24 protein-coding genes are annotated in these 24,673 nt (G+C 62.9%); 9 read left to right on the forward strand and 15 right to left on the reverse strand.

Features of this window, described 5'->3' with window-relative positions; all coding sequences use genetic code 11:
• The first annotated feature begins 32 nt into the window (after window positions 1–32).
• The 3 genes from BLV47_RS30160 (at window position 33) to pdxH (ending at window position 3,234) form a co-directional block, all read left to right on the forward strand.
• Entirely contained in the window at window positions 33–1,178 is a 1,146-nt protein-coding gene (locus tag BLV47_RS30160) for a serine hydrolase domain-containing protein (RefSeq protein WP_092320208.1), read from the forward strand.
• A gap of 140 nt (window positions 1,179–1,318) precedes the next feature.
• Window positions 1,319–2,563: an OmpA family protein gene (locus BLV47_RS30165; protein WP_092320209.1), complete on the forward strand. Its 1,245-nt coding sequence runs from the start codon at window positions 1,319–1,321 to the stop codon at window positions 2,561–2,563.
• 23 nt (window positions 2,564–2,586) lie between these two features.
• A complete protein-coding gene (pdxH, locus tag BLV47_RS30170) occupies window positions 2,587–3,234 on the forward strand; it encodes a pyridoxamine 5'-phosphate oxidase (RefSeq protein WP_092320210.1) in 648 nt (215 codons plus the stop codon).
• 10 nt (window positions 3,235–3,244) lie between these two features.
• On the opposite strand, the gene BLV47_RS30175 is transcribed toward pdxH, so the two are convergent.
• On the reverse strand, window positions 3,245–3,481 hold the full coding sequence (locus tag BLV47_RS30175; RefSeq protein WP_092320211.1) for a hypothetical protein: 237 nt from the start codon (window positions 3,479–3,481) through the stop codon (window positions 3,245–3,247).
• Window positions 3,482–3,655: 174 nt separating this feature from the next.
• Here BLV47_RS30175 and BLV47_RS30180 point away from each other — a divergent pair, with 174 nt between their 5' ends.
• On the forward strand, window positions 3,656–4,120 hold the full coding sequence (locus BLV47_RS30180; protein ID WP_060837850.1) for an outer membrane lipoprotein: 465 nt from the start codon (window positions 3,656–3,658) through the stop codon (window positions 4,118–4,120).
• Window positions 4,121–4,198: 78 nt separating this feature from the next.
• On the opposite strand, the gene nhaA is transcribed toward BLV47_RS30180, so the two are convergent.
• The gene (nhaA, locus tag BLV47_RS30185; RefSeq protein WP_092320212.1) at window positions 4,199–5,386 is read right to left on the reverse strand and encodes a Na+/H+ antiporter NhaA; all 1,188 of its coding nucleotides are present in this window, start codon (window positions 5,384–5,386) and stop codon (window positions 4,199–4,201) included.
• Window positions 5,387–5,707: 321 nt separating this feature from the next.
• On the opposite strand from nhaA, the gene BLV47_RS30190 reads away from it, so the two are divergent.
• The gene (locus tag BLV47_RS30190; protein ID WP_092320213.1) at window positions 5,708–6,802 is read left to right on the forward strand and encodes a PLP-dependent cysteine synthase family protein; all 1,095 of its coding nucleotides are present in this window, start codon (window positions 5,708–5,710) and stop codon (window positions 6,800–6,802) included.
• A 118-nt stretch (window positions 6,803–6,920) separates the two neighbouring features.
• Here the strand turns inward: BLV47_RS30190 and BLV47_RS30195 are convergent, their stop codons facing one another.
• From BLV47_RS30195 to BLV47_RS30205, 3 genes are all read right to left on the reverse strand, one after another.
• Window positions 6,921–8,534: an NAD(P)/FAD-dependent oxidoreductase gene (locus tag BLV47_RS30195; protein ID WP_060837853.1), complete on the reverse strand. Its 1,614-nt coding sequence runs from the start codon at window positions 8,532–8,534 to the stop codon at window positions 6,921–6,923.
• 112 nt (window positions 8,535–8,646) lie between these two features.
• On the reverse strand, window positions 8,647–9,324 hold the full coding sequence (locus tag BLV47_RS30200) for a COG3650 family protein (protein ID WP_167365734.1): 678 nt from the start codon (window positions 9,322–9,324) through the stop codon (window positions 8,647–8,649).
• Window positions 9,325–9,422: 98 nt separating this feature from the next.
• Window positions 9,423–10,022, reverse strand: coding sequence for a short chain dehydrogenase (locus BLV47_RS30205; protein WP_092320215.1), 600 nt, complete (start codon window positions 10,020–10,022; stop codon window positions 9,423–9,425).
• 104 nt (window positions 10,023–10,126) lie between these two features.
• Here BLV47_RS30205 and BLV47_RS30210 point away from each other — a divergent pair, with 104 nt between their 5' ends.
• Window positions 10,127–11,035, forward strand: coding sequence for a LysR family transcriptional regulator (locus BLV47_RS30210; RefSeq protein ID WP_092320216.1), 909 nt, complete (start codon window positions 10,127–10,129; stop codon window positions 11,033–11,035).
• Between the two features lie 65 nt (window positions 11,036–11,100).
• On the opposite strand, the gene BLV47_RS30215 is transcribed toward BLV47_RS30210, so the two are convergent.
• From BLV47_RS30215 to bufB, 3 genes are read right to left on the reverse strand one after another with little or no spacing between them, the layout of a single operon-like run.
• Window positions 11,101–11,610 carry a DoxX family protein gene (locus BLV47_RS30215; RefSeq protein WP_092320217.1) on the reverse strand — a complete coding sequence of 170 codons (510 nt, stop codon included), beginning with the start codon at window positions 11,608–11,610 and terminating at the stop codon, window positions 11,101–11,103.
• A gap of 2 nt (window positions 11,611–11,612) precedes the next feature.
• Window positions 11,613–12,383 (reverse strand): HvfC/BufC N-terminal domain-containing protein, encoded by a 771-nt coding sequence (locus BLV47_RS30220; RefSeq protein WP_092320218.1) that lies wholly within the window; start codon window positions 12,381–12,383, stop codon window positions 11,613–11,615.
• Window positions 12,380–13,282: an MNIO family bufferin maturase gene (gene bufB, locus BLV47_RS30225; protein ID WP_092320219.1), complete on the reverse strand. Its 903-nt coding sequence runs from the start codon at window positions 13,280–13,282 to the stop codon at window positions 12,380–12,382. The genes BLV47_RS30220 and bufB overlap by 4 nt, the downstream gene beginning before the upstream one ends.
• Window positions 13,283–13,454: 172 nt before the next feature.
• Between bufB and istA the strand changes: the two genes are divergently transcribed.
• Window positions 13,455–15,140 carry an IS21 family transposase gene (istA, locus tag BLV47_RS30230; protein WP_062838241.1) on the forward strand — a complete coding sequence of 562 codons (1,686 nt, stop codon included), beginning with the start codon at window positions 13,455–13,457 and terminating at the stop codon, window positions 15,138–15,140.
• Window positions 15,028–15,777: an IS21-like element IS1474 family helper ATPase IstB gene (istB, locus tag BLV47_RS30235; RefSeq protein ID WP_062838242.1), complete on the forward strand. Its 750-nt coding sequence runs from the start codon at window positions 15,028–15,030 to the stop codon at window positions 15,775–15,777. The genes istA and istB overlap by 113 nt, the downstream gene beginning before the upstream one ends.
• Before the next feature lie 166 nt (window positions 15,778–15,943).
• Here istB and BLV47_RS30240 read toward each other — a convergent pair whose 3' ends face one another.
• The 6 genes from BLV47_RS30240 to BLV47_RS30265 all read right to left on the reverse strand — a co-directional run bounded on the left by BLV47_RS30240 (window position 15,944) and on the right by BLV47_RS30265 (window position 21,402).
• Window positions 15,944–16,246, reverse strand: coding sequence for a BufA1 family periplasmic bufferin-type metallophore (locus BLV47_RS30240; protein ID WP_016967590.1), 303 nt, complete (start codon window positions 16,244–16,246; stop codon window positions 15,944–15,946).
• A gap of 155 nt (window positions 16,247–16,401) precedes the next feature.
• Complete coding sequence (locus BLV47_RS30245; RefSeq protein ID WP_092320220.1) at window positions 16,402–17,103, reverse strand: ABC transporter ATP-binding protein; 702 nt, start codon at window positions 17,101–17,103, stop codon at window positions 16,402–16,404.
• Complete coding sequence (gene livG / locus BLV47_RS30250) at window positions 17,104–17,871, reverse strand: high-affinity branched-chain amino acid ABC transporter ATP-binding protein LivG (RefSeq protein ID WP_060837861.1); 768 nt, start codon at window positions 17,869–17,871, stop codon at window positions 17,104–17,106. It abuts the gene before it with no gap.
• Window positions 17,868–19,124: a high-affinity branched-chain amino acid ABC transporter permease LivM gene (locus BLV47_RS30255; protein ID WP_092320221.1), complete on the reverse strand. Its 1,257-nt coding sequence runs from the start codon at window positions 19,122–19,124 to the stop codon at window positions 17,868–17,870. The genes livG and BLV47_RS30255 overlap by 4 nt, the downstream gene beginning before the upstream one ends.
• Window positions 19,121–20,044: a high-affinity branched-chain amino acid ABC transporter permease LivH gene (livH, locus tag BLV47_RS30260; protein WP_011059641.1), complete on the reverse strand. Its 924-nt coding sequence runs from the start codon at window positions 20,042–20,044 to the stop codon at window positions 19,121–19,123. The genes BLV47_RS30255 and livH overlap by 4 nt, the downstream gene beginning before the upstream one ends.
• 230 nt (window positions 20,045–20,274) lie before the next feature.
• Complete coding sequence (locus BLV47_RS30265; protein WP_092320222.1) at window positions 20,275–21,402, reverse strand: branched-chain amino acid ABC transporter substrate-binding protein; 1,128 nt, start codon at window positions 21,400–21,402, stop codon at window positions 20,275–20,277.
• A gap of 340 nt (window positions 21,403–21,742) precedes the next feature.
• On the opposite strand from BLV47_RS30265, the gene BLV47_RS30270 reads away from it, so the two are divergent.
• Complete coding sequence (locus BLV47_RS30270) at window positions 21,743–22,048, forward strand: DUF2288 domain-containing protein (RefSeq protein WP_092320223.1); 306 nt, start codon at window positions 21,743–21,745, stop codon at window positions 22,046–22,048.
• 254 nt (window positions 22,049–22,302) lie between these two features.
• Here the strand turns inward: BLV47_RS30270 and BLV47_RS30275 are convergent, their stop codons facing one another.
• Complete coding sequence (locus BLV47_RS30275; RefSeq protein WP_092320224.1) at window positions 22,303–24,483, reverse strand: hypothetical protein; 2,181 nt, start codon at window positions 24,481–24,483, stop codon at window positions 22,303–22,305.
• Window positions 24,484–24,673: the final 190 nt, after the last annotated feature.

A 24,673-nucleotide genomic window follows, 5' to 3' on the forward strand; every position in this document is an offset into this window, starting at 1 on the left:
GTTGTCGAGCATTGTTGCGGGGGAAGTCAGGGGTGCAGATTCAAGGCCATTACGAACTTAAATTCGAGGCGGTACGCGAGGCCTTCGCGGCATTGTTCGAAGATCCACAGGAGCGCGGCGCGGCGCTGTGCATCCAGATCGGTGGGGAAACCGTCATCGACCTCTGGGCCGGCACTGCCGACAAGGATGGCGCCGAGGCCTGGCACAGCGACACCATCGCCAACCTGTTTTCCTGCACCAAGACCTTCACCGCAGTCACCGCGCTGCAACTGGTGGCCGAAGGCAAGCTCAAGCTGGATGCGCCCGTGGCCGATTACTGGCCGGAATTCGCCGCCTCGGGCAAGGCGGCGATTACCCTGCGTCAGTTGCTCTGCCACCAGGCCGGGCTGCCGGCGCTGCGTGAGTTGCTGCCTGCCGAAGCCCTGTACGACTGGCAAACCATGGTCGATGCCCTGGCTGCAGAGCAGCCCTGGTGGACGCCGGGCGAAGGGCATGGTTATGCGGCCATCACCTATGGCTGGCTGGTGGGGGAACTGATCCGGCGGGCCGATGGCCGTGGCCCGGGGGAGTCTATCGTGGCCCGCGTGGCCAGGCCTTTGGGGCTGGATTTCCATGTGGGCCTGGCTGACGAGGAGTTTCATCGGGTCGCGCATATCGCCCGGGGCAAGGGCAATGTCGGCGATGCCGCGGCCCAGCGCCTGTTGCAAGTGACCATGCGCGAGCCTACGGCGATGACCACCCGGGCCTTTACCAATCCTCCGTCTATCATGACCAGCACCAATAAACCCGAGTGGCGGCGCATGCAGCAGCCGGCGGCCAATGGCCATGGCAATGCCCGCAGTCTTGCCGGCTTCTACAGCGGCTTGCTCGATGGCAGTTTGCTGGAGGCCGACATGCTCGAGGAACTGACCCGTGAGCACAGCCTGGGCATGGACAAGACCTTGCTGACCCAGACCCGGTTTGGCCTGGGTTGCATGCTCGACCAGCCCCAGGTCGCCAATGCCACTTTCGGCTTGGGCGGCCGGGCATTCGGGCATCCGGGGGCCGGCGGTTCCATCGGATTTGCTGACCCGGAACATGACGTGGCCTTCGGTTTTGTGACAAATACCCTGGGGCCTTATGTCTTGATGGATCCGCGGGCGCAGAAGCTGGTGCGGGTTTTGTCGGATTGTCTGTAAAAAGGTTGCTGTTAAGAACTTTTTTGCTTAAACATGCTTGAAAAGCTGCAGGCATGAACCCTGTGGCTTTTATAATTTCCAAGCGTCTGTTTGTAGCGGTTATTTAGACCGAAATTTTTATCTCATTTTGTGGATATCCCATGTCGTCAAACAAGTCTCTAGCCTTGGCCATCTGCCTGACCGTTACCGGTTGCGCACAAACCCCACAAAATGAAGCGGATGGCGGCCATTGGTGGTCGTTCGGGTCCGACAAGAGCAGCAGCAATCAAGCCCCGCAAGCGGCCGAGAAACCGGCCGCAGCCGAAGCGGCGCCTGCCGCTCCCGCGGGCAAACCGGCGGTAGCGGCCAAAGCCGCTGCGCCAGCGCCTGCCGCCAAAGCCACCGCTTCTGCCAAACCAGCAGCGCCAGCCGGCAAAGCACCGGCCGCCGCCAAGCCGGCCGTTGCTGCGGCTGCCGAACCGGCTCCTGCACCTGCTCCCGTGGCCGCAGCCCCAGCCCCAGCCGCTCCCGCCGCGAAGGCCGAAAGCAGCAGCTGGTGGTGGCCGTTCTCCTCCAAGGACTCCGCCGACAAGCCGGTCGCCGAAGCCAAGAAGGCCGAGCCGGCTCCTGCTCCGGCTGTGGCCAAGGCGGCGGATTCCGAGACTCACTGGTGGTGGCCGTTTGCCAAGAGCGAGCCCAAGCCTCTGAGCAAAGTGAATGTGGCGGACGTGCCGATGCCCGATCCGAAAATCACCCAGGCCTGGCTGGACGACTACGAGCCACGCCTGCGTGAAGCGGTGAAGGACAGCAAGCTGCAAGTGGAACGCCGTGAAAACGTGCTGGTGGTTACGGCGCTGGTCGATGCCTCCTTCAACCCGGATCGTCCGGCCATGCTGCTGCCTGTGACCCTGGGCCCGTTCACCCGCGTGGCCAAGGCGGTTGAAGGCGATCCCAAGACGGCCGTGCTGATCCTCGGGCATGCCGATGCTACCGGTCCGACCCTGGCCAACCAGAAACTGAGCCGCGATCGTGCACAGTCCGTTGCGGCCATTTTCAGCCTCAGCGGCTTGAAGCAGGACCGCCTGATGCTGCGTGGCATGGGCGCCGTGATGCCGCGCGCCGCCAACGACAGCCCGCAGGGCCGTTCGCTGAACCGTCGTGTGGAAATCATGCTGACCCAGCGCAGCACCCTGTTGGGCCTGCTGAGCAAGTACAACCAGCCGACGCCATCCGAGACTGAAATGGTCGCCGTGCAGGACGCCAAGCCGCCTGTGCCAGCTGCAAGTGGCAAAAAGGCCGCAGCACCGGCGAAGAAGTCCAGCGCCGCCAAGAAGCCTGCCGCCAAGAAGGCTCCGGCGAAAAAAGCGGCAGCTCCGGCCAAGAAGGTCGCGCAAGCTAACAACTGATTCTCAAGGAAAAGGAAGCAGGCATGACGCAGTCTCTGGCTGATATGCGCCGCGATTACACCCGCGATGGTTTGTCCGAGGCCCAGGCCCCGGACGAGCCCTTTGCGCTGTTCCACCAGTGGTTTGCCGATGCGGTGAAAACCGAGCAGCCCCCGGTAGAGGCCAATGCCATGACCCTGGCGACCGTCGATACCGACGGTCGCCCCCATTGCCGCATCCTGTTGCTCAAGGGGTTGGATGAACAAGGTTTTACCTTCTTCACCAACTATGAGAGCGCCAAGGGGCAGCAACTGGCTGCACGGCCCTTTGCTGCCATGACCTTCTTCTGGCCAACCCTGGAGCGTCAGGTACGGATTGAAGGCCGGGTGGCCAAGGTCACGCCGCAGGAGTCCGATGCCTATTATCAGGTTCGTCCTCTGGGCAGCCGCCTGGGCGCCTGGGCGTCACCGCAAAGCCGAGTGATCGCCGATCGCGCCGAGTTGCAGGAACTGCTCAAGGCCACTGAGGCGCGCTTCAGCGACAGCCAGCCCGATTGCCCGGAACACTGGGGTGGTTATCGCTTGCTGCCGGAGCGTATCGAGTTCTGGCAGGGGCGTCCCAGCCGCCTGCATGATCGCTTGAACTATCGCCTGCAGGGCGAGCAGTGGGTCCGCGAACGTCTGGCTCCCTGAGGGCTGCGGGTCACTCGCTGGGATAACCGGCCGCAGCGGCTTCGAGCCATTGCGGCAGGTCCCGGCGTTTTACTTTCTGGCGTTGGGCCTCGGCCAGTTGTTGCAGCATGAATTGCTTCTTCTGCTCATCGCTCCCGGCCATGGACAGCGCCAGGTCCCGGTCTGTCCAGCGCTTGATGCGTACATACAGCCACCAGTGGAAGTACAGACCGGCGACAGTGGTCACGATGATGATGAAATAATCCATGGGGAATCCTTTGTTCGGTGGCGCTCTGCGGGAAACCGGCATCACCGTATTGAGAAGTTTTAGCGTTCATACCGTCTGTACTTCGGCTGAATGAAACCAATTTTATCCGGGCTGCGCCGTGACAGGCGTCAAGCTGCGGAGTCTAATGACTATCTGTCCTTTGGAGTTGATCCTATGCGTAAGTCTGTTTTGCTGGTTGCGTCTTTCACCGCGATGGCAACGTTGCTCGGCGGTTGTGCCTCTAACCTGACCGGTGACTCCTACTCCCGCGACGAAGCGCGTCGCGTGCAAACCGTGCGTATGGGCACCATCGAATCCCTGCGTCCGGTAAAAATCGAAGGCACCAAGACCCCGATCGGCGGCGCTGCTGGCGCTGTGATCGGCGGCGTGGGTGGCAGCGCCATCGGCGGCGGTCGTGGCAGCATCGTCACTGCGGTGATCGGCGCGGTTGCTGGCGGTCTGCTGGGCTCGGCCACTGAGGAAGGCCTGACCCGCACCCAGGGCGTCGAAATCACCGTGCGTGAAGATGACGGCAGCATGCGTGCCTATGTGCAGCAGGTGCAGGAAAACGAAGTGTTCCGGATTGGCGATCGCGTACGCATTATGACCGTCAACGGCACCAGCCGCGTTACCCGCTGATACCTTTGCTGCAAAACAAAACCCCGGCCAGGCAACTGGTCGGGGTTTTGTGTTTTCAGGTTGGCCGATCCTGTTTGATCAGGAACTCGGCGCCGTATTCTTGCGGCTGGCGGCCGCGGTGACGGTGTAACCGATCAGTGCCGCCAGCAGCGAGCCGGTGAGAATCCCCATGCGGTCCATGCCCGCGTAGTCGCTGCTGCCGGGCTCAAAGGCCAGGGAGCCGACGAACAGGCTCATGGTGAAGCCGATGCCGCAGAGAATCGCCACCCCCAGGATCTGGCCCCAGTTGGCGCCGGCAGGCAAGGCCGTGAGTCCGGTCTTGACCGCCAACCAGCTGAGGCCGAACACGCCGATGGTCTTGCCCAGCAACAGGCCGATGGCGATGCCCATGGGCACATGGTGGGTGAAGCTCTCAAGGGTCACGCCGCTCAGGGACAGGCCGGCGTTGGCGAAGGCGAACAGTGGCAGGATGCCGAACGCCACCCAGGGATGCAGCGCATGTTCCAGGGCCTGCGAGGGCGAAGGCTCGGCATTGCGGGTGCGCAGGGGAATGCAGAACGCCAGGGTCACGCCGGCCAGGGTGGCATGGACGCCACTCTTGAGTACGCAAACCCAGAGAATCAGGCCGATGATCATGTACGGCCCGAGTTTCACTACCCCCATGCGGTTCATCGCCACCAGGGCGGCGATACAGGCGGCCGCCAGCATCAGCGACAGGGTCGACAGGGCGCCGGAGTAGAAGATCGCGATGATCACGATGGCCCCCAGGTCATCGATGATCGCCAGGGTCATGAGGAACAGCTTCAGCGAGGTCGGTACGCGCTTGCCCAGCAGCGCCAGGACGCCCAGGGCGAACGCGATGTCGGTGGCGGTCGGAATCGCCCAGCCATTGAGTGCTGCGGGGTTGTCCCGGTTGAGAAACCAGTAGATCAGCGCCGGGACCAGCATGCCGCCAATGGCCGCCATGCCCGGCAGGACGATTTGCGAAGGCTTGGACAGTTGGCCTTCCAGGACTTCGCGCTTGACCTCAAGGCCGATCAGCAGGAAGAACAGCGCCATCAGGCCGTCGTTGATCCACAGCAACAGCGGTTTGGCGATCTTCAAGGCGCCGATCTGCGCTACCACCGGGGTTTCCAGCAGGCCGTTGTAGAGCCAGGACAGCGGCGAATTGTTGATGATGAGAGCCAGGATGGCAGCGGCGATCAATAACAGACCGCTGGCAGCTTCCATGGCAAAGAAACGAGTGAAAGTGCTACGCAGAGGCAAGGTCGCTCTCCATCTAAATCTGAAAATAGGTGGCACACCCTAACCTGTGCAGTTAGTTGTTAAAACAAAAATTATATTCTTTTTTGTTATATGCAGAGGCTAAAGGGCCCGCTTAAAAATGCTCATTTGCAGTTGTGTTTCCAATTGCTTCTCAGCTGTACCTGTAAGCCCTGAAAGTTATTTCATAACATGTCTGATCCGGGGCGTTGCGGGACATTTTTCCAGAGAAAAGGCCTGTGAGCCCCGCCCCCGGACCATCCAACATTGGGTGCATTTCATCTTCTTGCGCCGGTACGGCGTCCGATCTGACGAGAATAGAACATGAGCGACAATCGCCAGTGGGCCCGCGAGGCCATCCGCATCATCGAAGCCGACTTCCAGCGCAGCGCCGACACCCACCTGATTCCATTGCCGTTGCCGGGACAGCCGGGCATCGAGCTGTATTTCAAGGATGAATCCAGCCATCCCACCGGCAGTCTCAAGCATCGTCTGGCCCGCTCGCTGTTTCTCTATGCGCTGTGTAACGGCTGGCTCAAGCCCGGCGCGCCGGTGATCGAGGCTTCCAGCGGCTCGACGGCGATTTCCGAGGCCTATTTCGCCCGCTTGCTGGGCCTGCCGTTCATTGCCGTGATGCCCGCGACCACCTCCCAGGAGAAGATCGCCCAGATCGCTTTCTACGGTGGCAAGAGCCATCTGGTGCAGGACCCGACGCAGATCTATGCCGAGTCCGAGCGCCTGGCCCGTGAGAGCGGCGGCCACTTCATGGATCAGTTCACTTACGCCGAGCGCGCCACCGACTGGCGGGCCAACAACAACATCGCCGAATCGATCTTCCAGCAGTTGCGCTTCGAACGTTATCCCGAGCCCAGCTGGCTGATCTCCAGCCCGGGCACTGGCGGCACCACCGCGACCCTGGGGCGCTATGTGCGCTATCGCCAGCACTGCACCCGGGTACTGTGTGCCGACGCCGAGCGTTCGGTGTTCTTCGACTACTACCAGAGCGGCGATGCCAGTCTGCGCCTGGATTGCGGTTCGCGGATCGAAGGCATCGGCCGGCCACGGGTCGAGGCGTCGTTCCTGCCCAAGGTGATCGACGCCATGGTCAAGGTGCCGGATGCCCTGTCCCTGGCAGCCATGCACTACCTGGCCCAGCGCCTGGGGCGGCGGGTGGGCGGCTCCAGCGGCACCAACCTGATCGGAGCGCTGATGGCCGCCGAGCACATGGCCGCGGCCGGCGAGACGGGTTCGATCGTGGCGATTCTCTGTGACGGTGGCGAGCGTTATGCGACCACCTACTACGATGAGCAGTGGCTGGCAGAGCAGGGGTATGAACTGGCGGCGTTGATCGATGCGGTGGCGGCCAGCGTCGAGCGAGGCCAGGCCTTGCCTGCCAGCGTATTGCGCGCCGGCATCTGAACCTGTCGTAGGAGCCGGCTTGCCGGCGAAGGGGCCCTTGAGCCGTGGACACCCTCGCCGGCATGCCGCTCCTACGGTAGGCGGTAGGAGCCGGCTTACCGGCGAAAGGGCCGTTGCGTCAGGCCTGAATGCCGAGGATGTCGCGGGCCACGGCTTCGGCAATGCGAATCCCGTCGACCCCGGCGGAGAGAATCCCCCCGGCATAACCGGCGCCCTCACCGGCCGGGTACAGCCCCTTCACATTCAGGCTCTGCATCGAGGCATCGCGAGTGATGCGCAGTGGCGATGAGGTGCGGGTCTCGATACCGGTCAGCACCGCGTCGTGCAGCGAGTAGCCCTTGATCTGCCGCTCAAAGGCCGGCAACGCCTCACGAATGGCTTCGATGGCGAAGTCCGGCAACGCCAGGGCCAGGTCGCCCAGGCTCACGCCGGGCTTGTAGGAGGGCTCGACGCTGCCCAGGGCGGTGGTCGGCTTGCCGGCGATGAAGTCGCCCACCAGCTGTGCCGGGGCCTGATAGTTGCTGCCCCCGAGGACAAAGGCGTGGGATTCCAGACGCTCCTGCAGCTCGATACCCGCCAGCGGGCCGCCCGGGTAATCCACTTCCGGAGTGATGCCGACCACGATGCCGGAGTTGGCGTTGCGCTCGTTGCGCGAGTACTGGCTCATGCCGTTGGTCACCACCCGGTTCGGTTCGGAGGTGGCGGCGACCACGGTGCCGCCCGGGCACATGCAGAAGCTGTAGACCGAACGGCCGTTCTTGGCGTGGTGCACCAGCTTGTAGTCGGCGGCGCCGAGTTTCGGGTGGCCGGCGTACTTGCCCAGGCGCGCGCTGTCGATCAGCGATTGCGGGTGTTCGATGCGGAAACCCACCGAGAACGGCTTGGCTTCCATGTACACGCCACGGCTATGGAGCATGCGGAAGGTGTCGCGGGCGCTGTGGCCCAGGGCCAGGATCACGTGCCGCGAATGCAGCTGTTCGCCGCTGGCCAGCTCCACGCCTTGAAGTTGGCCGTCTTCGATCAACACGTCGGTCACCCGCTGCTCGAAGCGCACTTCACCGCCCAGGGCGATGATCTGCTGGCGCATGTTTTCCACCACGCCGGTCAGGCGGAAGGTGCCGATGTGCGGCTTGCTGACGTAGAGGATCTCGTCCGGCGCACCGGCCTTGACGAACTCGTGGAGCACCTTGCGGCCGTGGTGTTGCGGGTCCTTGATCTGGCTGTAGAGCTTGCCGTCGGAGAAGGTTCCGGCACCGCCTTCGCCGAACTGCACGTTGGACTCGGGGTTGAGCACGCTCTTGCGCCACAGGCCCCAGGTGTCCTTGGTGCGCTGGCGCACTTCCTTGCCGCGTTCGAGGATGATCGGCTTGAAGCCCATCTGTGCCAGCAACAGGCCGGCGAAGATCCCGCAAGGGCCGAACCCCACCACGATCGGCCGTTCGCTCAGCTCTGCCGGAGCCTGGCCCACCACCTTGTAGCTGACATCCGGCGCCGGGTTGACGTTACGGTCGTCGGCGAACTTGAGCAGCAGCGGCGCTTCGTCGCGCACGCTGAGGTCGATGGTGTAGATGAAGCACAGCTCGGATGACTTCTTGCGGGCGTCGTAGCTGCGTTTGAACAAGGTGAAATCGAGCAGCTCATCGCTGGCGATTCCCAGGCGCTGCACGATAGCGGCGCGCAGGTCTTCATCGGGATGGTCGATCGGCAACTTGAGTTCGGTGATTCGTAACATGACAGGGTCCGGGTAGGCGGTGCGCAACAGTGCGCCGGCTTGCTTTGCACAAACCGGCGATTATAAGCCGCAATCCTCCCTCGCCGTGAGGCTAAAACCGCTGCTCGTCGAATCAGTCGTTGCGTGAGCCGCCGAAATAGCCGCAACCGCGCTGCACCTGACCGTCGACCCGCAGTTCGGCACTGAGGTGCTGGACGCTGCCGGTCACCGGGTCGACGCAACGCTGCGGCGCTACCCAGAGCTCCACGCGCTGGTGATTGGCTTCGCTGGTGAGGTTGAAACGGCCGTCTCCCAGCTGTTCTTCCAGATAGGGCAGGGCCAGGGTCGGCTGGCCGGCGCGTTCGATCATCATGCCCTTGGCGCTGACGTCGACGTTCCAGGCCGGGTTCTTGCTGCCGGCCCGCAGGATCAGGCGCTGGAAGTTCGGGTCGCCGCAGGCACCGGCGGAGCGCTCGACGCGGTACAGCTGGCGCAGGTCCAGTTGGCCGTCGCTGCTGCCACTGGCAGAGAACTTGCCTCGCAGGTCGACGAACAGCTTGCCCTGTTTCTCCGCCAGGGTGGCGGCCTCTTGCAGCACGCTGGTGCCGCCGCCGTCACTGACCGTATAACGGCGATCCTCAGTGCAGGGCTTGAACAGCAACTTGCCGTCCGCTGCGCTGAGTTCACCCTGCATCCGGGTCAGCCCGGCCATGGACGGCACCTGGGGCTGAGGGTTGAACATCGGCAGCATCTGGCAGCCGGCAAACAGCGGTAGCAGGGCGAAACAAAGCAGTGAACGGGCAGTGCGCATCATCGGGCCTCCAAGCGGGAGCCGACACGTTACGCAGCCCGCCCGGTCACCACAACCCCGGATTGCCCGCAGCAGCGCCAGCTCCTACACAAGCCGGCTTAGCCGACGCGGTAGGTCTGGCCGGTCTGCAGGCCTTCCACGCTCTTGGCGTAAGCCAGGGCCACGTCAGCCGCCGGCACCGGCTTGAAGCCGCGGAAGTACGGGGCGTAGCTGTCCATGGCTTCCAGCAGCACGTTGGGGCTGATCGAGTTGATCCGCAGGCCACGGGGCAGTTCGATGGCGGCGGCGCGCACGAAGCTGTCGAGGGCGCCGTTGACCAGGGCCGCCGAAGCGCCGCTGCGGATCGGGTCGTGGCTCAAGATGCCAGTGGTGAAGGTGAAGGACGCGCCGTCGTTGGCGTACTCGCGGCCGATCAGCAGCAGGTTGACCTGGCCCATCAGCTTGTCCCTGAGGCCCAGCTCGAAGTGCTCAGCGGTCATCTCCGCCAGGGGCGCGAAGGTGACGTTGCCGGCGGCGCAGACCAGCGCATCGAAGCGCCCGGTTTTCTCGAACAGGGCGCGGATCGATTGGCTGTCGCTGATATCCACCTGGAACTCGCCGCTGGTGCGGCCGATGCGTACCACTTGGTGACGTTGCTCCAGCTCGCGTGCGACCGCCGAACCAATAGTGCCGTTGGCACCGATCAAGAGAATCTTCATGGTTTGTTCCTCGAAAGGGGGGAAGAGACTTGCAGTCTAGAGTGGTTTTTTTCGTGGATTAACGCGCTAATAGGCAACCTTTGGTTTTCAAATGGAAACAGTCCATGAGCGAGATGGATGATCTGGCGGCGTTTGCCGTGCTGGTAGAGGCGGGCAGCTTTACCCTGGCGGCCCAACGCCTGGGGTGCAGCAAGGGCCAGTTGTCCAAGCGCCTCAGCGCCCTGGAGGCGCGCTACGCGGTGGTGCTGTTGCAACGCACCACCCGGCGCCTGGACCTGACCGCCGCCGGCGCGGCGTTGCTGCCCCAGGCCCAGGCGCTGGTGGCCCAGGTCGAACGGGCGCATCAGGCCCTGGCGCGGCTCAAGGACGAGATGGCCGGGCCGGTGCGCCTGACCGTACCGGTGTCCCTGGGCGAAACCTTTTTCGACGGCCTGCTGCTGGAGTTCTCCCGGCACTATCCCCAGGTGCAGATCGAGCTGGACCTGAACAACAGCTACCGCGACCTGACCCGGGACGGTTTTGACCTGGCCGTGCGTTCCGAGGTGGCCAGCGACCAGCGCCTGGTAGCCCGGTCATTGCTGGCCTGGCATGAAATGACCTGCGCCAGTCCGGCCTATCTGGAGCAATACGGTGAGCCGCAGACCCCCGCGCAGCTGGCCGAGCATCGCTGCCTGCTCAACAGCCACTACAGCGGGCGGGAAGAGTGGCTCTATCACCAGCGTCACGAGCTGCTGCGGGTGCGGGTTTCCGGGCCCTTTGCCAGTAATCACTACAACCTGCTGAAGAAGGCCGCCCTGGTAGGGGCGGGAATCGCCCGGCTGCCGTCCTACGTGCTGCACAGCGAGTTGGCCGATGGCCGCTTGCGCTGGCTGTTGCGGGACTACCAGACCCGCAGCATGCCGATGTATCTGGTGCACCCCTATCAGGGCGGCCTGCCCAGGCGTACCCAGGTGCTGGCCGATTACCTGATGGACTGGTTCCGCCGCAGTGGCGAGGCCCTGGATCGCTTGTAGCCTCATGTTCCTGGGGCGGGATGCCACCGCCAGCCGCCGGTTTGAAGCGCTTGAAGCTCCTGCGGCTACAGCGTGCCGCGCTGGAAGTGCCGGGCCAGCAGGTGGTCGAGGGACAACACTCCAGGGCCCTTGGCCATCAGCAGCAGAAGGATCGCCGCCCAGGTGCCGTGGGTCGGGTAGGCATCGGGGTAGACGAAGAGCTGGATGGTCAGGGTCATCCCCAGCAGTGCCAGGGCGGAGAAACGCGTGGCCAGTCCCAGCAGGATCAGCACCGGGAAAAAGTGCTCGGCGAAGGCCGCCAGGTGCGCCGCCACTTCCGGGCTCAGCAAGGGCACGTGGTATTCGCTCTGGAACAGGGGAATGGTGGAGTCGGCCAGGCGCGGCCAGCCCAGTTCGAAGGTCCCGGAGAACAGGTCGATGGCCAGTCCTTCGATCTTGGTCTGGCCGGATTTCCAGAACACCGCGGCGATGGAAAACCGCGCGATAAAGGCGATCAGGCTGTAGGGAATGCGCTCGAACCCTTGAATGATCCGGTGCAGCAGTCCGCTAGCGGGGGCAGGTGTCTGGGTGTTCATGGTCACGCCTTCTGGTGAGGTTGCAGATCGATAAGGGCGCCGTGGGCCAGCAGCAGGCCCAGGCACTGGCCCAGGTCGAAGTCGGCCTGGGCATCCAGGGCATAGGCCGCCGCGACTTCCAGCGGCCAGTGATTGCGCAGAGCGTCGATGAAGGTCATGGCGCCGAGGTCCACGGCAATCACCTCGACCTCCAGAGCGTTGCGCAGCACCAGGGCGTGCTGGCCCTGGTGCAGGTCGAACGTCGGCCAGGCGGCATCGCTCTGGTGAGCGGCCCACAGGCTGACGACGGCGAAGGCCGAGTGCAGGGTGCGCAGTGATGGATGCAGCCGCAGGCACAGCTGGCCGAGGCGATCGGGCTGGTTCATTGCCGCCAGCAACCGGGCCGGTGGCAGGGGCTCGGCGTCGGCGGCGTGATAAGCCTCGACCCGCAGCCGTTCCAGGCGCGCCATATCGGCCAGATAAGGCAGGGCCGCCGCCGGAGCGAAGCCCTGGATGAAGTCCGCCAGGTCCTGGCCGTAGTCGTTGAGCAACGGGCTGTGTGGGGGGAAATCCTGCACGTACAGGCCGGCCATGGCATTGAAGAATGCCTGCCCCACCAGTTGCGCCACCACCGGGTAGGCCTCGGTGAGGGCATTGATCAGCGAGCCTTGCACGTTGTTGCGATAGACCGCGAAGCGGCTGGCCGGATCGGCGCCGTTGCTGCTGCAAAGCCCCGCCGGGCAGGTGGAGTCGGCGCTCAGCAGCGCCTGGGCAAAACAGGCGTGGTTGCTCATGGCTGCGCCCGCGCCTGGTGCAACAGCGCCTGTGCCTGTGCGGCCTCCTCCAGCAGGGTGGTCAGGCTCGGCACCTGATTGTCCCGTTCGATCAGGGTGGCCATGGGGCCGATCCGCTCCAGCACCTGCTGGTACAGGGCCCAGACTTCCCGGTCCACCGGGGCGCCGTGGTCATCGATCAACAGGCGGTCGCCGAGGCTGTCCCGGTCCTCGGCGAACCCGGCCAGATGAATCTCGCCCACCGCGTGCAGCGGCAGCGCCTGCATATAAGCCAGGGGATCGCGCTGGTGGTTGATGCAGGAGACGTAGAGGTTGTTGACGTCCAGCAGCAGGCCGCAGCCGCTGCGCTGGATCACTTCGCGGATGAAGTCCGTCTCGTCCAGGGTCGAGCGTTGGAACTGCAGGTAGGTGGCGGGGTTTTCCAGCAGCATGGTGCGCCCCAGGTGATTCTGCAGTTGATCGATGTGTTCGCAGACCCGTTGCAGGGTCGGCACGTCGTAGGCCAGGGGCAGCAGGTCGTTGAGAAACACCGGGCCGTGGCTGGACCAGGCCAGGTGTTCGGAAAAGGACTGGGGTTGATAGCGCTCGATCAACACCGCCAGGCGCCGCAGGTGCTCGCTGTCCAGGGGGCCTTCGCCACCGATGGACAGGCCGACGCCGTGCAGCGACAGCGGATAATCCTGGCGAATCAGCCCCAGGTAATGATGGAAGGGGCCGCCGGCCACCATGTAGTTTTCGGCGTGCACCTCGAAAAAGCCCAGCTCGGGCCGCTGTTCGAGAACCTCCTTGAAGTGTTCGCTCTTGAGCCCCAGGCCTGCGCGGGACGGCAGGCTCGGGACGCACGCCTGCGGATTTCGGAGCACCGTGACCGGCCGTTTCGGTTGATCGTGACCGGTCATTTCGCTAACGCGTGACCGCTCATTTCGGTAGCAACGTGACCGATTTTCCGCCTGTTCCGAAACAGGTGGTCACGGCTTACCGAAATCGCCGGTCACGACTTAGCGAAAGCCTTCCCCTTCGTTGCGCATGACCTGATGCGCCGCCATCCTCGACCGATTTCGGGAGAGGAAGATGGCGGCGCCGCGAGTAGCCATGCGAAACATCAAAGAATGTCTGCGCCTCAAGTTTGAGGCCGGCTTGTCCCACGAGAAGATTGCCCGTGCCTTGCAGCTGTCCAAGGGCGTGGTTAGCAAGTACATCGCGGCGGCGCGGGTGGCCGGGCTGGACTGGCCGGCGCTGGTGGCCATGGACGAGGCCGCGCTGGCGGCCGCCTTGTTTGCACCGACGTCGACGAACAAGCCGCGCGGTGAGCGAGTGCTGCCCGATGTGCTGAGCATCCACCGCGAGTTGCGACGCAAGGGCGTGACCTTGCAGCTGCTGTGGGAGGAATATCTCGCCGCGCATGCGGGCCAGCCGACCTACCGCTACACCCAGTTCGTCGAGCACTACCGGCGCTACGCCCAGACGCTCAAACGTTCGATGCGTCAGCTGCACCGTGCGGGCGAGAAGCTATTCATCGACTATGCCGGGCCGACGCTGCCGGTGGTCGACCCGGCCACCGGCGAAGTGCGCCGGGCGCACATCTTCGTCGCCGCCCTGGGCGCCTCGAATTACACCTATGCCTGCGCGACGCCAGGCGAAACCCAGGTGGACTGGCTGACCTCGCTGGGCCAGGCTCTGACCTACTTTGGCGGCGTGCCGGAAATGGTTGTGCCGGACAATCCGCGCGCCCTGGTCGCCCAGCCGGATCGCTACGAGCCGGGCCTGAACCGGGCCACGCTGGAGTGCGCGCGTCATTACCAGACGGTGATCCTGCCGGCACGGCCACGCAAGCCTCAGGACAAGGCCAAGGCCGAGGTGGCGGTGCAGGTGGTCGAGCGCTGGATCATGGCGCGGCTGCGCCATCGGCAGTTCTTCAGCCTGCATGCGCTTAACCAGGCCATCGCCGAGCTGCTGGAGGATCTGAATCGGCGCCCGTTCAAGCGGCTCGATGGCTGCCGGCGCGACTGGTTCGAGCGCCTGGATCGCCCGGCCTTGCGAGCGCTGCCGGTGCATCCCTACGAGGTCGCCACCTTCAAGCGCTGCAAGGTCAGCATCGACTACCACATCGAGGTCAATGGCAGCTTCTACAGCGTGCCCTCCGCCCTGGCCCGGCAGAACGTGGACGTGCGACTGACGGCACACACCCTGGAAGTGCTGCATGGCAACCGGCGGGTGGCCAGCCACCTGCTGCTGGGGCGACGCGGCGCTTACAGTACCCAGCGCGAGCACATGCCCGCGGCGCACCAGGCGCATCGCGAATGGACGCCACAACGCCTGCTCGACTGGGGCGCGCGGATCGGCCCCTACACGCGCCAACTGATCGATCACCAACTGACCCACAAGCCGCACCCGGAGATGGGCTACCGCGCCTGCCTCGGCCTGCTCTCGCTGGCCCGGCGCTATGGCAATGCACGCCTGGAAGCCGCTGCCGAACGTGCCGTACACCTGCGCGCCTTCACCGGGCGCAGCGTGCGCAACCTGCTCCAGCAAGGCCTGGATCAACAGCCGCTGCCCCAGCGTGCCGCCGAAACGACCTTACCCGGCGACCACGAGAACGTCCGTGGCGCCGACTACTACCAACCCCCGCAACAGGAGCTGTTCGATGATGCCGCAACACACCCTGAATCAACTGCACCAGCTACGCCTGGACGGCATGGCCCGCGCCCTGGAAGAGCAATGGACGCTGCCGGCCAGCCACAGCCTGAGCTTCGATGAACGCCTCGGCCTACTGCTCGACCGCGAACTGGCCTGGCGTGACAACCAGCGCCTGGTACGGCTGCGCAAGAAGGCCAAGCTCAAGTACGCCAACGCCTGCCTGGAAGATCTCGACCGCCGCACCGGACGCGCCCTGGACGAGCGTCTGATCGCCACCCTGGCCAGTGGCGACTGGATCCGCCAGCAGCACAACCTGCTGCTGACCGGCCCGACCGGTGCCGGCAAAACCTGGCTGGCCTGCGCCCTGGGCAACCAGGCCTGCCGCCAGGGCTATAGCACCCTGTACCTGCGCACCCCGCGCCTGCTGGAACAACTGCGCATCGCTCATGGCGACGGCAGCTTCGGCCGTACCCTGCAACAGCTGGCAAAGGTCGACGTCCTGGTGCTGGACGACTGGGCGCTAGCCCCGCTGGAGGAAGGAGCCCGGCATGACCTGCTGGAGGTGATCGACGACCGCGCTGGCAGCCGCTCCACCATCCTGACGAGCCAACTGCCCATCGAGCACTGGCACGGCTGGATCAACGACCCGACCCTGGCCGATGCCATCCTCGACCGCCTGGTGCACAACGCCTACCGACTGACGATGAAAGGCGAGTCGCTGCGCCGAAAAAAAGCCGAGGAACAAGCCGCATCGTGACCGATGCGATTACAATCCAGAACCCGCGCAACCGGGGTGGAAGCACCGGTCACGTATTAGCGAAACGCTCGGTCACGTTCACCGAAATCCGCAGCACGCCTGAATGTCGTGGCGGGGGTTGTGGTTCAGGGCGCTGTTCATCATCGACACTCAGGCTAATACCGGATCAGGACTTGGCTTTGAAGGCTTCGAGCTGGCCGAAACCGGTGGGCGAGGTGCTGCTGGCGGTTTTTTCGCAAGTGCCCTTGGGCACCAGTTTCCAGGCATTGGCCTGATCGTTGACCTTGGAAGTCCCGGCGCAGGTGGTGCCGGCGCCCGCGGCGCAATCGTTCTTGCCCTTCATGGCCACGCCGAAGCACTTCTCCATGTCGTCGGCGGCATGGGCAGTGGTGGACACCGCGGCGATGCTCAGGGCGGAGCCCAGGGCCAGGACCAGGGCGGTGGCGGACAGAGTGCGAGTGGTGCTCATGGTGTTTCTCCGGATCGGGGTGGGTTCAAGAAAGCGTGTTTGCTTGCTTATCCCTCTAGAGAAGGCACCTGGGGATTTGTTACAGCCCGGAGCGGAGTTTTTTATTCCGGAATGAAAAAACGGCCCCGAAGGGCCGTTTTCATTGCGGTGCGTGCTTAGCCGCCCAGATACGCTTCGCGTACCTTCGGATCGGTCAGCAGCGCCTCGCCGGTGCCTTGCATCACCACCCGGCCGTTTTCCAGCACGTAGGCGCGGTCGGCGATCTTCAACGCCTGGTTGGCGTTCTGCTCCACCAGGAACACCGTCACACCGTCGCGGCGCAACTGTTCGATGATGTCGAAGATCTGCTGGATGATGATCGGCGCCAGGCCCAGGGATGGCTCGTCCAGCAGCAACAGCTTGGGTTTGCTCATCAGCGCCCGGCCTATGGCGAGCATCTGCTGCTCGCCGCCGGACATGGTGCCGCCGCGCTGGGTGAAGCGCTCCTTGAGCCGTGGGAACAGCGCCAGGACCTTGTCCATCTGTTCCTGGTAGTCGCCCTTGTCGGTGAAGAAGCCGCCCATGGCGAGGTTTTCCTCCACGGTCAGGCGGGCGAATACCCGGCGGCCTTCGGGAACCACGGCAATGCTCTTGCGCATGATCTGCGCCGAGCTTTGCCCCACCAGCTCTTCACCCAGGTAACGGATGCTGCCGCTGTGGGCCTGCGGCGAGCCGCAGAGGGTCATCAGCAGGGTGGACTTGCCAGCACCGTTGGCGCCGATCAGGGTGACGATTTCGCCCTGGCGGATCTCGACGTTGACGCTGTGCAACGCCTGGATCTTGCCGTAGAAGGTGGAAACGTTTTCGAACTGCAGCATTTACGCTTCCCCCAGGTAGGCTTTGATCACTTCGGGATTGTCGCGGATCTGTTCCGGCGTACCGTCGGCCAGGGGCGTGCCCTGGTTGATCACGACGATATGGTCGGAAATGCTCATGACCAGCTTCATGTCGTGCTCGATCAGCAGCACGGTGACGTTGTGCTCCTCACGCAGCACGCTGATCAGCGCCTTGAGGTCCTCGGTTTCCTTGGGGTTGAGGCCGGCGGCCGGTTCGTCGAGCATGAGGATCCGCGGACGGGTCATCATGCAGCGGGCGATTTCCAGGCGCCGTTGCTGACCGTAGGCCAGGGTCCCGGCGGGGCGGTTGGCGAACTCCCGCAGGTTGACCTTGTCCAGCCAGTAGCCGGCGTATTCCATGGCCTCGCGCTCGCTCTTGCGGAACGCCGGGGTCTTGAACAGACCAGCCAGGAAGTTGGTGTTCAGGTGCCGGTGCTGGGCGATCAGCAGGTTCTCGACCGCGGTCATGTCCTTGAACAGGCGCACGTTCTGGAAGGTCCGCACCACGCCCTTGCGGGCGATCTTGTGGCCCGGCAGGCCCTCGATCGGCTCGCCGTCCAGAAGGATGCTGCCGGCGCTGGGCTGGTAGAAACCGGTCAGGCAGTTGAACACCGTGGTCTTGCCGGCGCCGTTCGGGCCGATCAATGCCACCACTTGTTTTTCCTTGACGGTCAGGGCCACGCCATTGACCGCCAGCAGGCCGCCGAAACGCATCGACAGGCCGGTTACTTTGAGGATCTCGCGGCTCATTTGCGCAGCTCCATGTGAGGACGTTGCATGGGCAGCAGACCTTGAGGACGCCAGATCATCATCAGCACCATCATGGCGCCGAACATCAACATCCGGTATTCGCTGAATTCACGCATCAGTTCAGGCAAGAGGATCATCACGATCGCCGCCAGGATTACCCCCAACTGCGAGCCCATGCCACCCAGCACGACGATGGCGAGAATGATCGCCGACTCGATGAAGGTGAAGGATTCCGGGGTCACCAGGCCTTGGCGCGCGGCGAAGAAGCTGCCGGCAAACCCGGCGAACGCGGCGCCCAGGGTAAAGGCCGAGAGCTTGATCACGGTGGGGTTCAGGCCCAGGGCGCGGCAGGCGATCTCGTCTTCACGCAAGGCTTCCCAGGCGCGGCCAATCGGCATGCGCAGCAGGCGGTTGATGACGAACAGCGCTCCCAGCGCCAGCAGCAGGGCCACCAGGTAGAGGAAGATCACCTTGTTGATCGAGTTGTATTCCAGGCCGAAGAACTCGTGGAAGGTCTGCAGGCCTTCCGCCGCCTTGCGCTCGAAGGTCAGGCCGAAGAACGTCGGCTTCTCGATGTTGCTGATGCCGTTCGGGCCGCCGGTGAGATCGGTCATGTTGCGCAGCAGCAGACGGATGATCTCGCCAAAGCCCAGGGTCACGATGGCCAGGTAATCGCCGCGCAGGCGCAGCACCGGGAACCCCAGCAGGAAGCCGAAGGTGGCCGACATCAGGCCGGCAATCGGCAGGCAGATCCAGAAGCTCAGGCCGAAATAGTGCGACAGCAGCGCGTAGCTGTAGGCACCCACGGCGTAGAACCCCACGTAGCCCAGGTCCAGCAGGCCGGCCAGACCGACGACGATGTTCAGGCCCAGGCCCAGCATCACGTAGATCAGGATCAGCGTTGCGATGTCCACCGCGCCCCGGGAGCCGAAGAACGGCCAGATCAGGGCGCCAAGGATCAACGCCAGGATGATCCAGCGTTGAGTGCTGGGCAGGGTCAGGAAGTTGCTGGCCTTGGCCGGGATCAGCGGCATGCTGGGAGAGGACTTCCAGGCGGCGCTGATCTGGCTGTGGAACAGCACCCGCAGGAACATCAGCACCGAGCACAGCGCGATGGTGGCGAGAATGGCCGGGCTGGTGTCGTGGACTTCCAGGTTGATGCCGACGATGGTCAGTTTCAGGCCCAGCACCGGGTAGGCGACGGCCCAGACCAACAGGGCGCTGAACAGCGCCGATTTAAGATTCCTAGTCATACTTTCTCAACCTCCGGACGGCCCAGAATGCCGGTCGGACGGAACAACAGCACCAGAACCAACAGGCCGAACGCCACGACGTCCTTGTACTGGTCGCCGAACACGTCGGCGCCAAAGGCTTCGGCCACCCCCAGCACCAGCCCGCCGAGCATCGCGCCCGGGATACTGCCGATGCCGCCCAAGACCGCTGCGGTGAAGGCCTTCAGGCCCACCAGGAAACCGGCGTTGGGGTTGATCACACCGTATTGCATGCTCAGCAGCACGGCGGCGATGGCCGCCAGTGCGGCGCCGATCACGAAGGTCAGGGCGATGATGTTGTTGGTATTGATCCCCAGGAGGTTGGCCATCTTGATGTCCTCGGCGCAGGCGCGGCAGGCGCGTCCCAGGCGAGAACGGGAGATGAACAGCGTCAGACCGAGCATGGCGATGAGGGTCACCACGAATACCACGATCTGCATGTAGGAAATCAGCACTTCATGTGCGCCGCCTGGCCCGATGGAGAAGTTGCCCGGGATCAGGTTGGGAATGGATTTGTCCTTGGAGTCCTGCGCCAGCAGAACGGTGTTCTGCAGGAAGATCGACATGCCGATGGCCGAGATCAGCGGGATCAGGCGGTTACTGCCACGCAATGGGCGGTAGGCGATCCGTTCGATGCTGTAGCCGTAGGCACTGGTTACCACGATGCTCGCGATGAAGGCTGCGGTCATCAACAGCGGGACACTGTCGAGTCCCATCATGGCCAGCCCGGCGATGGCGATGAACGCCACGTAGGAGCCGATCATGTATACCTCGCCGTGGGCGAAGTTGATCATTCCAATGATGCCGTAGACCATCGTGTAGCCGATGGCGATCAGGGCATACGTGCTGCCAACGGTCAGACCGTTAACCAGCTGTTGGAAAAAGTGATAGATGTCAGGCATTACAACGCTCCTAAAAACCTGATACGCATTTCACTGGTGGAGTCATTTTCCCGCCCAGGCCCCGTGGATCTGCACCCACTTCGGGCTGGGTTTTGCCAGCGAACCGCTGATGACGGTTTTGAGATTTTCAGGTGGGCGGGATTCCGGATCACGGAATACAGGCCCATACATTCGTAAAACAAAGCCCACGGCGAGCCGTGGGCTTTATTGGCAGTCAGTCAGGCCGCGCCTTACTGAGGAGAAACTTCGGTTTTAGGTTTGCCGAAGTGCCACTCGTAGACCACGAATTTGAAGTCTTTCAAGTCGCCCTTGGCATCGAAGCTCAGGTCACCGGTGGGGGTCTTGAAGGTGCCGGCGTGGATGGCTTCAGCCACCTTGCCCGCGTCTTCGCTCTTGGCGTTGGTAATGGCGCCAGCGATCACTTCAACGGCGGAGTAGGAAGGGAATACGAAAGGACCGCTCGGGTCTTCTTTCTTGGCCTTGAACGCGTCAGCCAGGGCGACGTTGGCCGGGTCCTGGTCGAAGGATTTCGGCAGGGTTACCAGCAGGCCTTCGGAAGCGTCCTTGGCGATCTGCGAAATGGAGTCGTTACCCACGCCTTCCGGACCCATGAACTTGGCCTTCAGGCCCTTTTCCTGGGCTTGACGCAGGATCAGGCCCAGCTCCGGGTGGTAGCCGCCGTAGTAGACGAAGTCGACGTTGGCTTGCTTGAGCTTGGCGATCAGCGAAGAGAAGTCCTTGTCGCCGGCGTTGATGCCTTCGAACACGGCCACTTTGGTGTTTTTCTTCTCCAGGGTCTGCTTCACGGCGGTGGCGATGCCTTCACCGTACTGCTGCTTGTCGTGGAGCACGGCGACGATCTTGGGCTTCACGTGATCGGCGATGTAGTTGCCGGCGGCCGGGCCCTGGGCGCTGTCCAGGCCGATGGTGCGGAACACCATCTTGTAACCACGAGCGGTGATGTCCGGGCTGGTGGCGGCGGGGGTGATCATCACCACGCCTTCATCTTCGTAGATGTCGGAAGCGGGTTGAGTGGAGCTGGAGCAGAGGTGGCCGACCACGAACTTGACGCCATCGTTGACCACTTTGTTGGCCACCGCCACGGCTTGTTTAGGGTCGCAGGCGTCATCGTATTCAACGGCTTCGAGCTTCTTGCCGTTGACGCCGCCCTTGGCGTTGATCTGTTCGATGGCCATTTTGGCGCCACTGAACTGCATGTCGCCGTACTGGGCTACCGGGCCGGTCTTGGGGCCGGCGATACCGATCTTGATGGTGTCAGCTGCGAACGAATGGCTGGCAACACCGGCCAGGACCATAGCGGCAAACAGTTTGGAAATCTGCTTAGTAGCCTTATTCATAGTGCTCCACTCTTACTGTTGTAATTTTTATAGTTCCGGCGGCCTTGGGTCGCAGAACCGAATCAGATACTTCGCGAATATCCGTCGGAAATGCCCCTGGCAACTGTACCGGTACAGTGTAGAGCGCCGGTTGTTCGCTTGAAAAGCTGGCGGCTGGGGGCAAAAACGCGGAGTGTCGCTTAATTGAAAGAAAAAGACAGATTTGCGGCGTGGCTTGCGCCCGGTTTGGCGTCAGTCCCTGGCGCTTCTGAGCTTCTCGATCGGTGACGCATTTGCTTCTGGGTTTTTCTGCCAGAGCACCGACGTTATGATTGCGCCGATTTCATTTCTGGACAGTCCCATGACTCAAGAACCTAGCACCCTCTATGCCAAGCTGCTTGGTGAGACCGCATCTATCAGCTGGAAGGAACTGGAGCCGTTCTTCGCCAAGGGTGCCCTATTGTGGGTCGAGGCCGACCTGGATCTGATCGAGGCAGCCCAGGCCGTGGCCGAGAATCAGGCAGAAAAAGTCGCGGCCTGGTTGGCCGAAGGGAAGGTTGAAAAGCTGTCTGCGACGCGGGCGTCCGATCTGTTGGAACGCGATCCGGAGCTGTGGGCGGTGGTGGTTTCGCCGTGGATTCTGACCCAGGAAAGGGCGTTGCGCTGAAGGCGTGCACCGATCAAGTGCGCTGTTTTGTAGGACAAAAGTGTGTAGCCGAGTAACTGTGAATCCGGTGATGGCATCTTGCCGTAGAGAAAGGCCCCACAAGGGTTTCAGCCAGGGTGACGTTCACGGAAGGGGCACAGTTTCAAGTCGGTCCGACGAGCTGCTTAATTGTTTCGTGCTGTAAGCAAAAAAGCCATTTGCCAGCAAGCCGGCTCCTACGCCCTGTAGGAGCCGGCTTGCTGGCGAAGCCCTTCTTAATACGCCGTCTTGCCCGTGTGGCTGTTGAGGGAGATGACCCGGGTCTTGCCGATGCGGTGACGGTAGATCTCGCGCAGGTACTTGATGGCCTTCTTCACGCAATCCCGGGACAGGCGGATGTCGTTGATCGAGACGAACTTGTCCTTGTCGTTGATCAGCTCGCGGTATTTCTTCTCGTACATCGGCTTGATCGCGTACCAGTTGGTGTCGAGGATCTTCGCCGGGTTCTCGAATTCGTTGAGCAGGTCGTCGATGCGGTCTTCGTCGAATTGTTCGCTGACGATGAAATCCAGCACCGAGTTGTCCAGGGTGTCGTCGAAGCGGTACGGATTGCGCGCAAAGCAACGCTTGATAAAGGCCACGATCAGGGTCAGGAAATCGTCCGACAGGCACGGGCTCTTGGCGATCAGGGTGGTCAGCGACAGGTTGGCCGAGGCGCCGATCACCAGTGCATAGCGCTTGAGGGTGGTGTTGGGGAACAGGCTGTTGAGGTGGGTCTTGAGCCGGTTCAGGTCCATGTACGACAGCTTGTAGTCCTTGGGCAGGGAGACGATCGACACCACCGACGAGCAGTTCTTGAAGAAGTGCAGGTCGTGCAGCGCCGCCGCGTCATAACCCGAAGCCTTGTACTGCTCCAGGGCCGCGCGATAGCGCTTGGACTCGATCGGCAGCAGGCTGATGCCCTCGATGGCCTGGGTCACCTTGTTGAAGTGCGGCAGGTCGATGGAGCGGAAGAACAGGTCGTCGATGTTCAGGCGCTGCGGCTCTTTCTCGAACACCTTGAACTTGTCGCCGGTGGGCACCGGCTGCTCCGGCACCACGGATTCGGCGTAGGCGATCGCCACCGGGCCGGCCAGGCTCATGAACAGGTCGTTGGCGTCCAGGCGGATGGTTTCGCCGATGTCGATACCAGCGCGCCGGAAGTAGTTCTGGTCGTAGTCGGTGGTCACCGCCTGAGCGGTGAGGATGTTGAAGATCTGCTGGGAGATGTACTGGTTGGCGTGCTTCTCCATGGCGTTGACGTCGATGTTCTGGATGTTGCCGTCATCGCTTTCTTCGGCGTAACGCATGATGTCGTTGGAGATCAGCATCATCGCGTTCCATGGGCGGATCCGCCCCATCACACTGGCTTCGCTGCTGTCTTCGTTGTCGAAGTTGTAGGAGAAGTCCCACTCTTCCGAAAGGTATTTGCACAGCAGGCGGCCGGCGTTGATGTGCAGCGCCTCGGACATTTCGCTGCGGTGGTCCGAAATGTTCGGTAGCACGCAGATGCCGCTGGTGAAGATTGGCTCGAAGACGAAGGAGTGCCCGCTCTTGCTGTCGTGCTCGTCCATCGGCTTGGTGTCGAACGTCTTGTTCATGTACGAGTACTGCTGGGCCAGGCCGAATTCCGAGGCCATGCCCGAACCGGTACCGCCGCCGGCACTGAAGATCGAGAAGTACAGGCGCGACTGGTTGGCCTTGATCCCGCAGGAGTCGATCAGGTACGAGTGGATCATTTTCCAGTCGGGGCTGGAGAAGCGCTGGGTGTCCTTGTTGAGGATGATCTTGGCCAGGTACTGGCCGAGGATCGGCGCGTTACCGGCGCCACCGGCGTGGACTTCCGAGAGGTCCATGATCTTCATCTTGCTGTAGTCGCGGATGAAACCGCTCTTTTCGCCCTTGCGCGAGAAGCGGATGCGCCCGGCGATGTCCTTGTCCAGGTCGCCGAGCATCACCAGCGGTTCCACCAGGAACACCGGCTTGCTGGCCTTGCTCTGGCCCAGGCGCAGGTTCTGGCGAATCCACTGCGCGGGGCTGTAGCCGCCTTCGTAGGTCTTGTCTTCGTTGTTGAATTCGTTGAGGTAGAACTTGCGGGCGTTGTACACCAGCTCCGCGACATCCAGGGCGATGTTGGAGCCGCAGCGGCCCAGGCCGATCAGGCACACCGACGGAAACTCCTGGTCGCGGCGGTTTTCCTGCTCGTCTTCCAGGTGCGCTGGGCGCGGGAACACGGAATCGCGCAGGCCGTCGAGGTTGTCGAGGATGCGGTCGGTGTTGGTTTCGGTGAAGTACAGGTACTGCTGGGTCGACAGGGGGCGTGAACTGGACAATGGCTTCGTATCTGAGGGGCTTGATGTGGGGGAGGTCAGCGTCATCTCGGAGACTGCGTTGGCAGGGTTGTTTTTAGAAGTCATTGTGCGCCATATGCCTGGTCTGGTTGGCTCGGGGACGAGGTGTCAGCGAACCATCACGGAATGGGACCTCGTCGCTGTGTGGAGCGCGAATTTTGCCCAAGGCGTCAGGGTATTTACTGAGCGGCGCTCGGGGGAATCCTTTCCTGAATCATGATGAATCGGCCAGTATTCGGTGATCTTTAATCAAATG

The sequence above is a fragment of the Pseudomonas saponiphila genome (assembly GCF_900105185.1).
Lineage (GTDB): Bacteria > Pseudomonadota > Gammaproteobacteria > Pseudomonadales > Pseudomonadaceae > Aquipseudomonas > Aquipseudomonas saponiphila.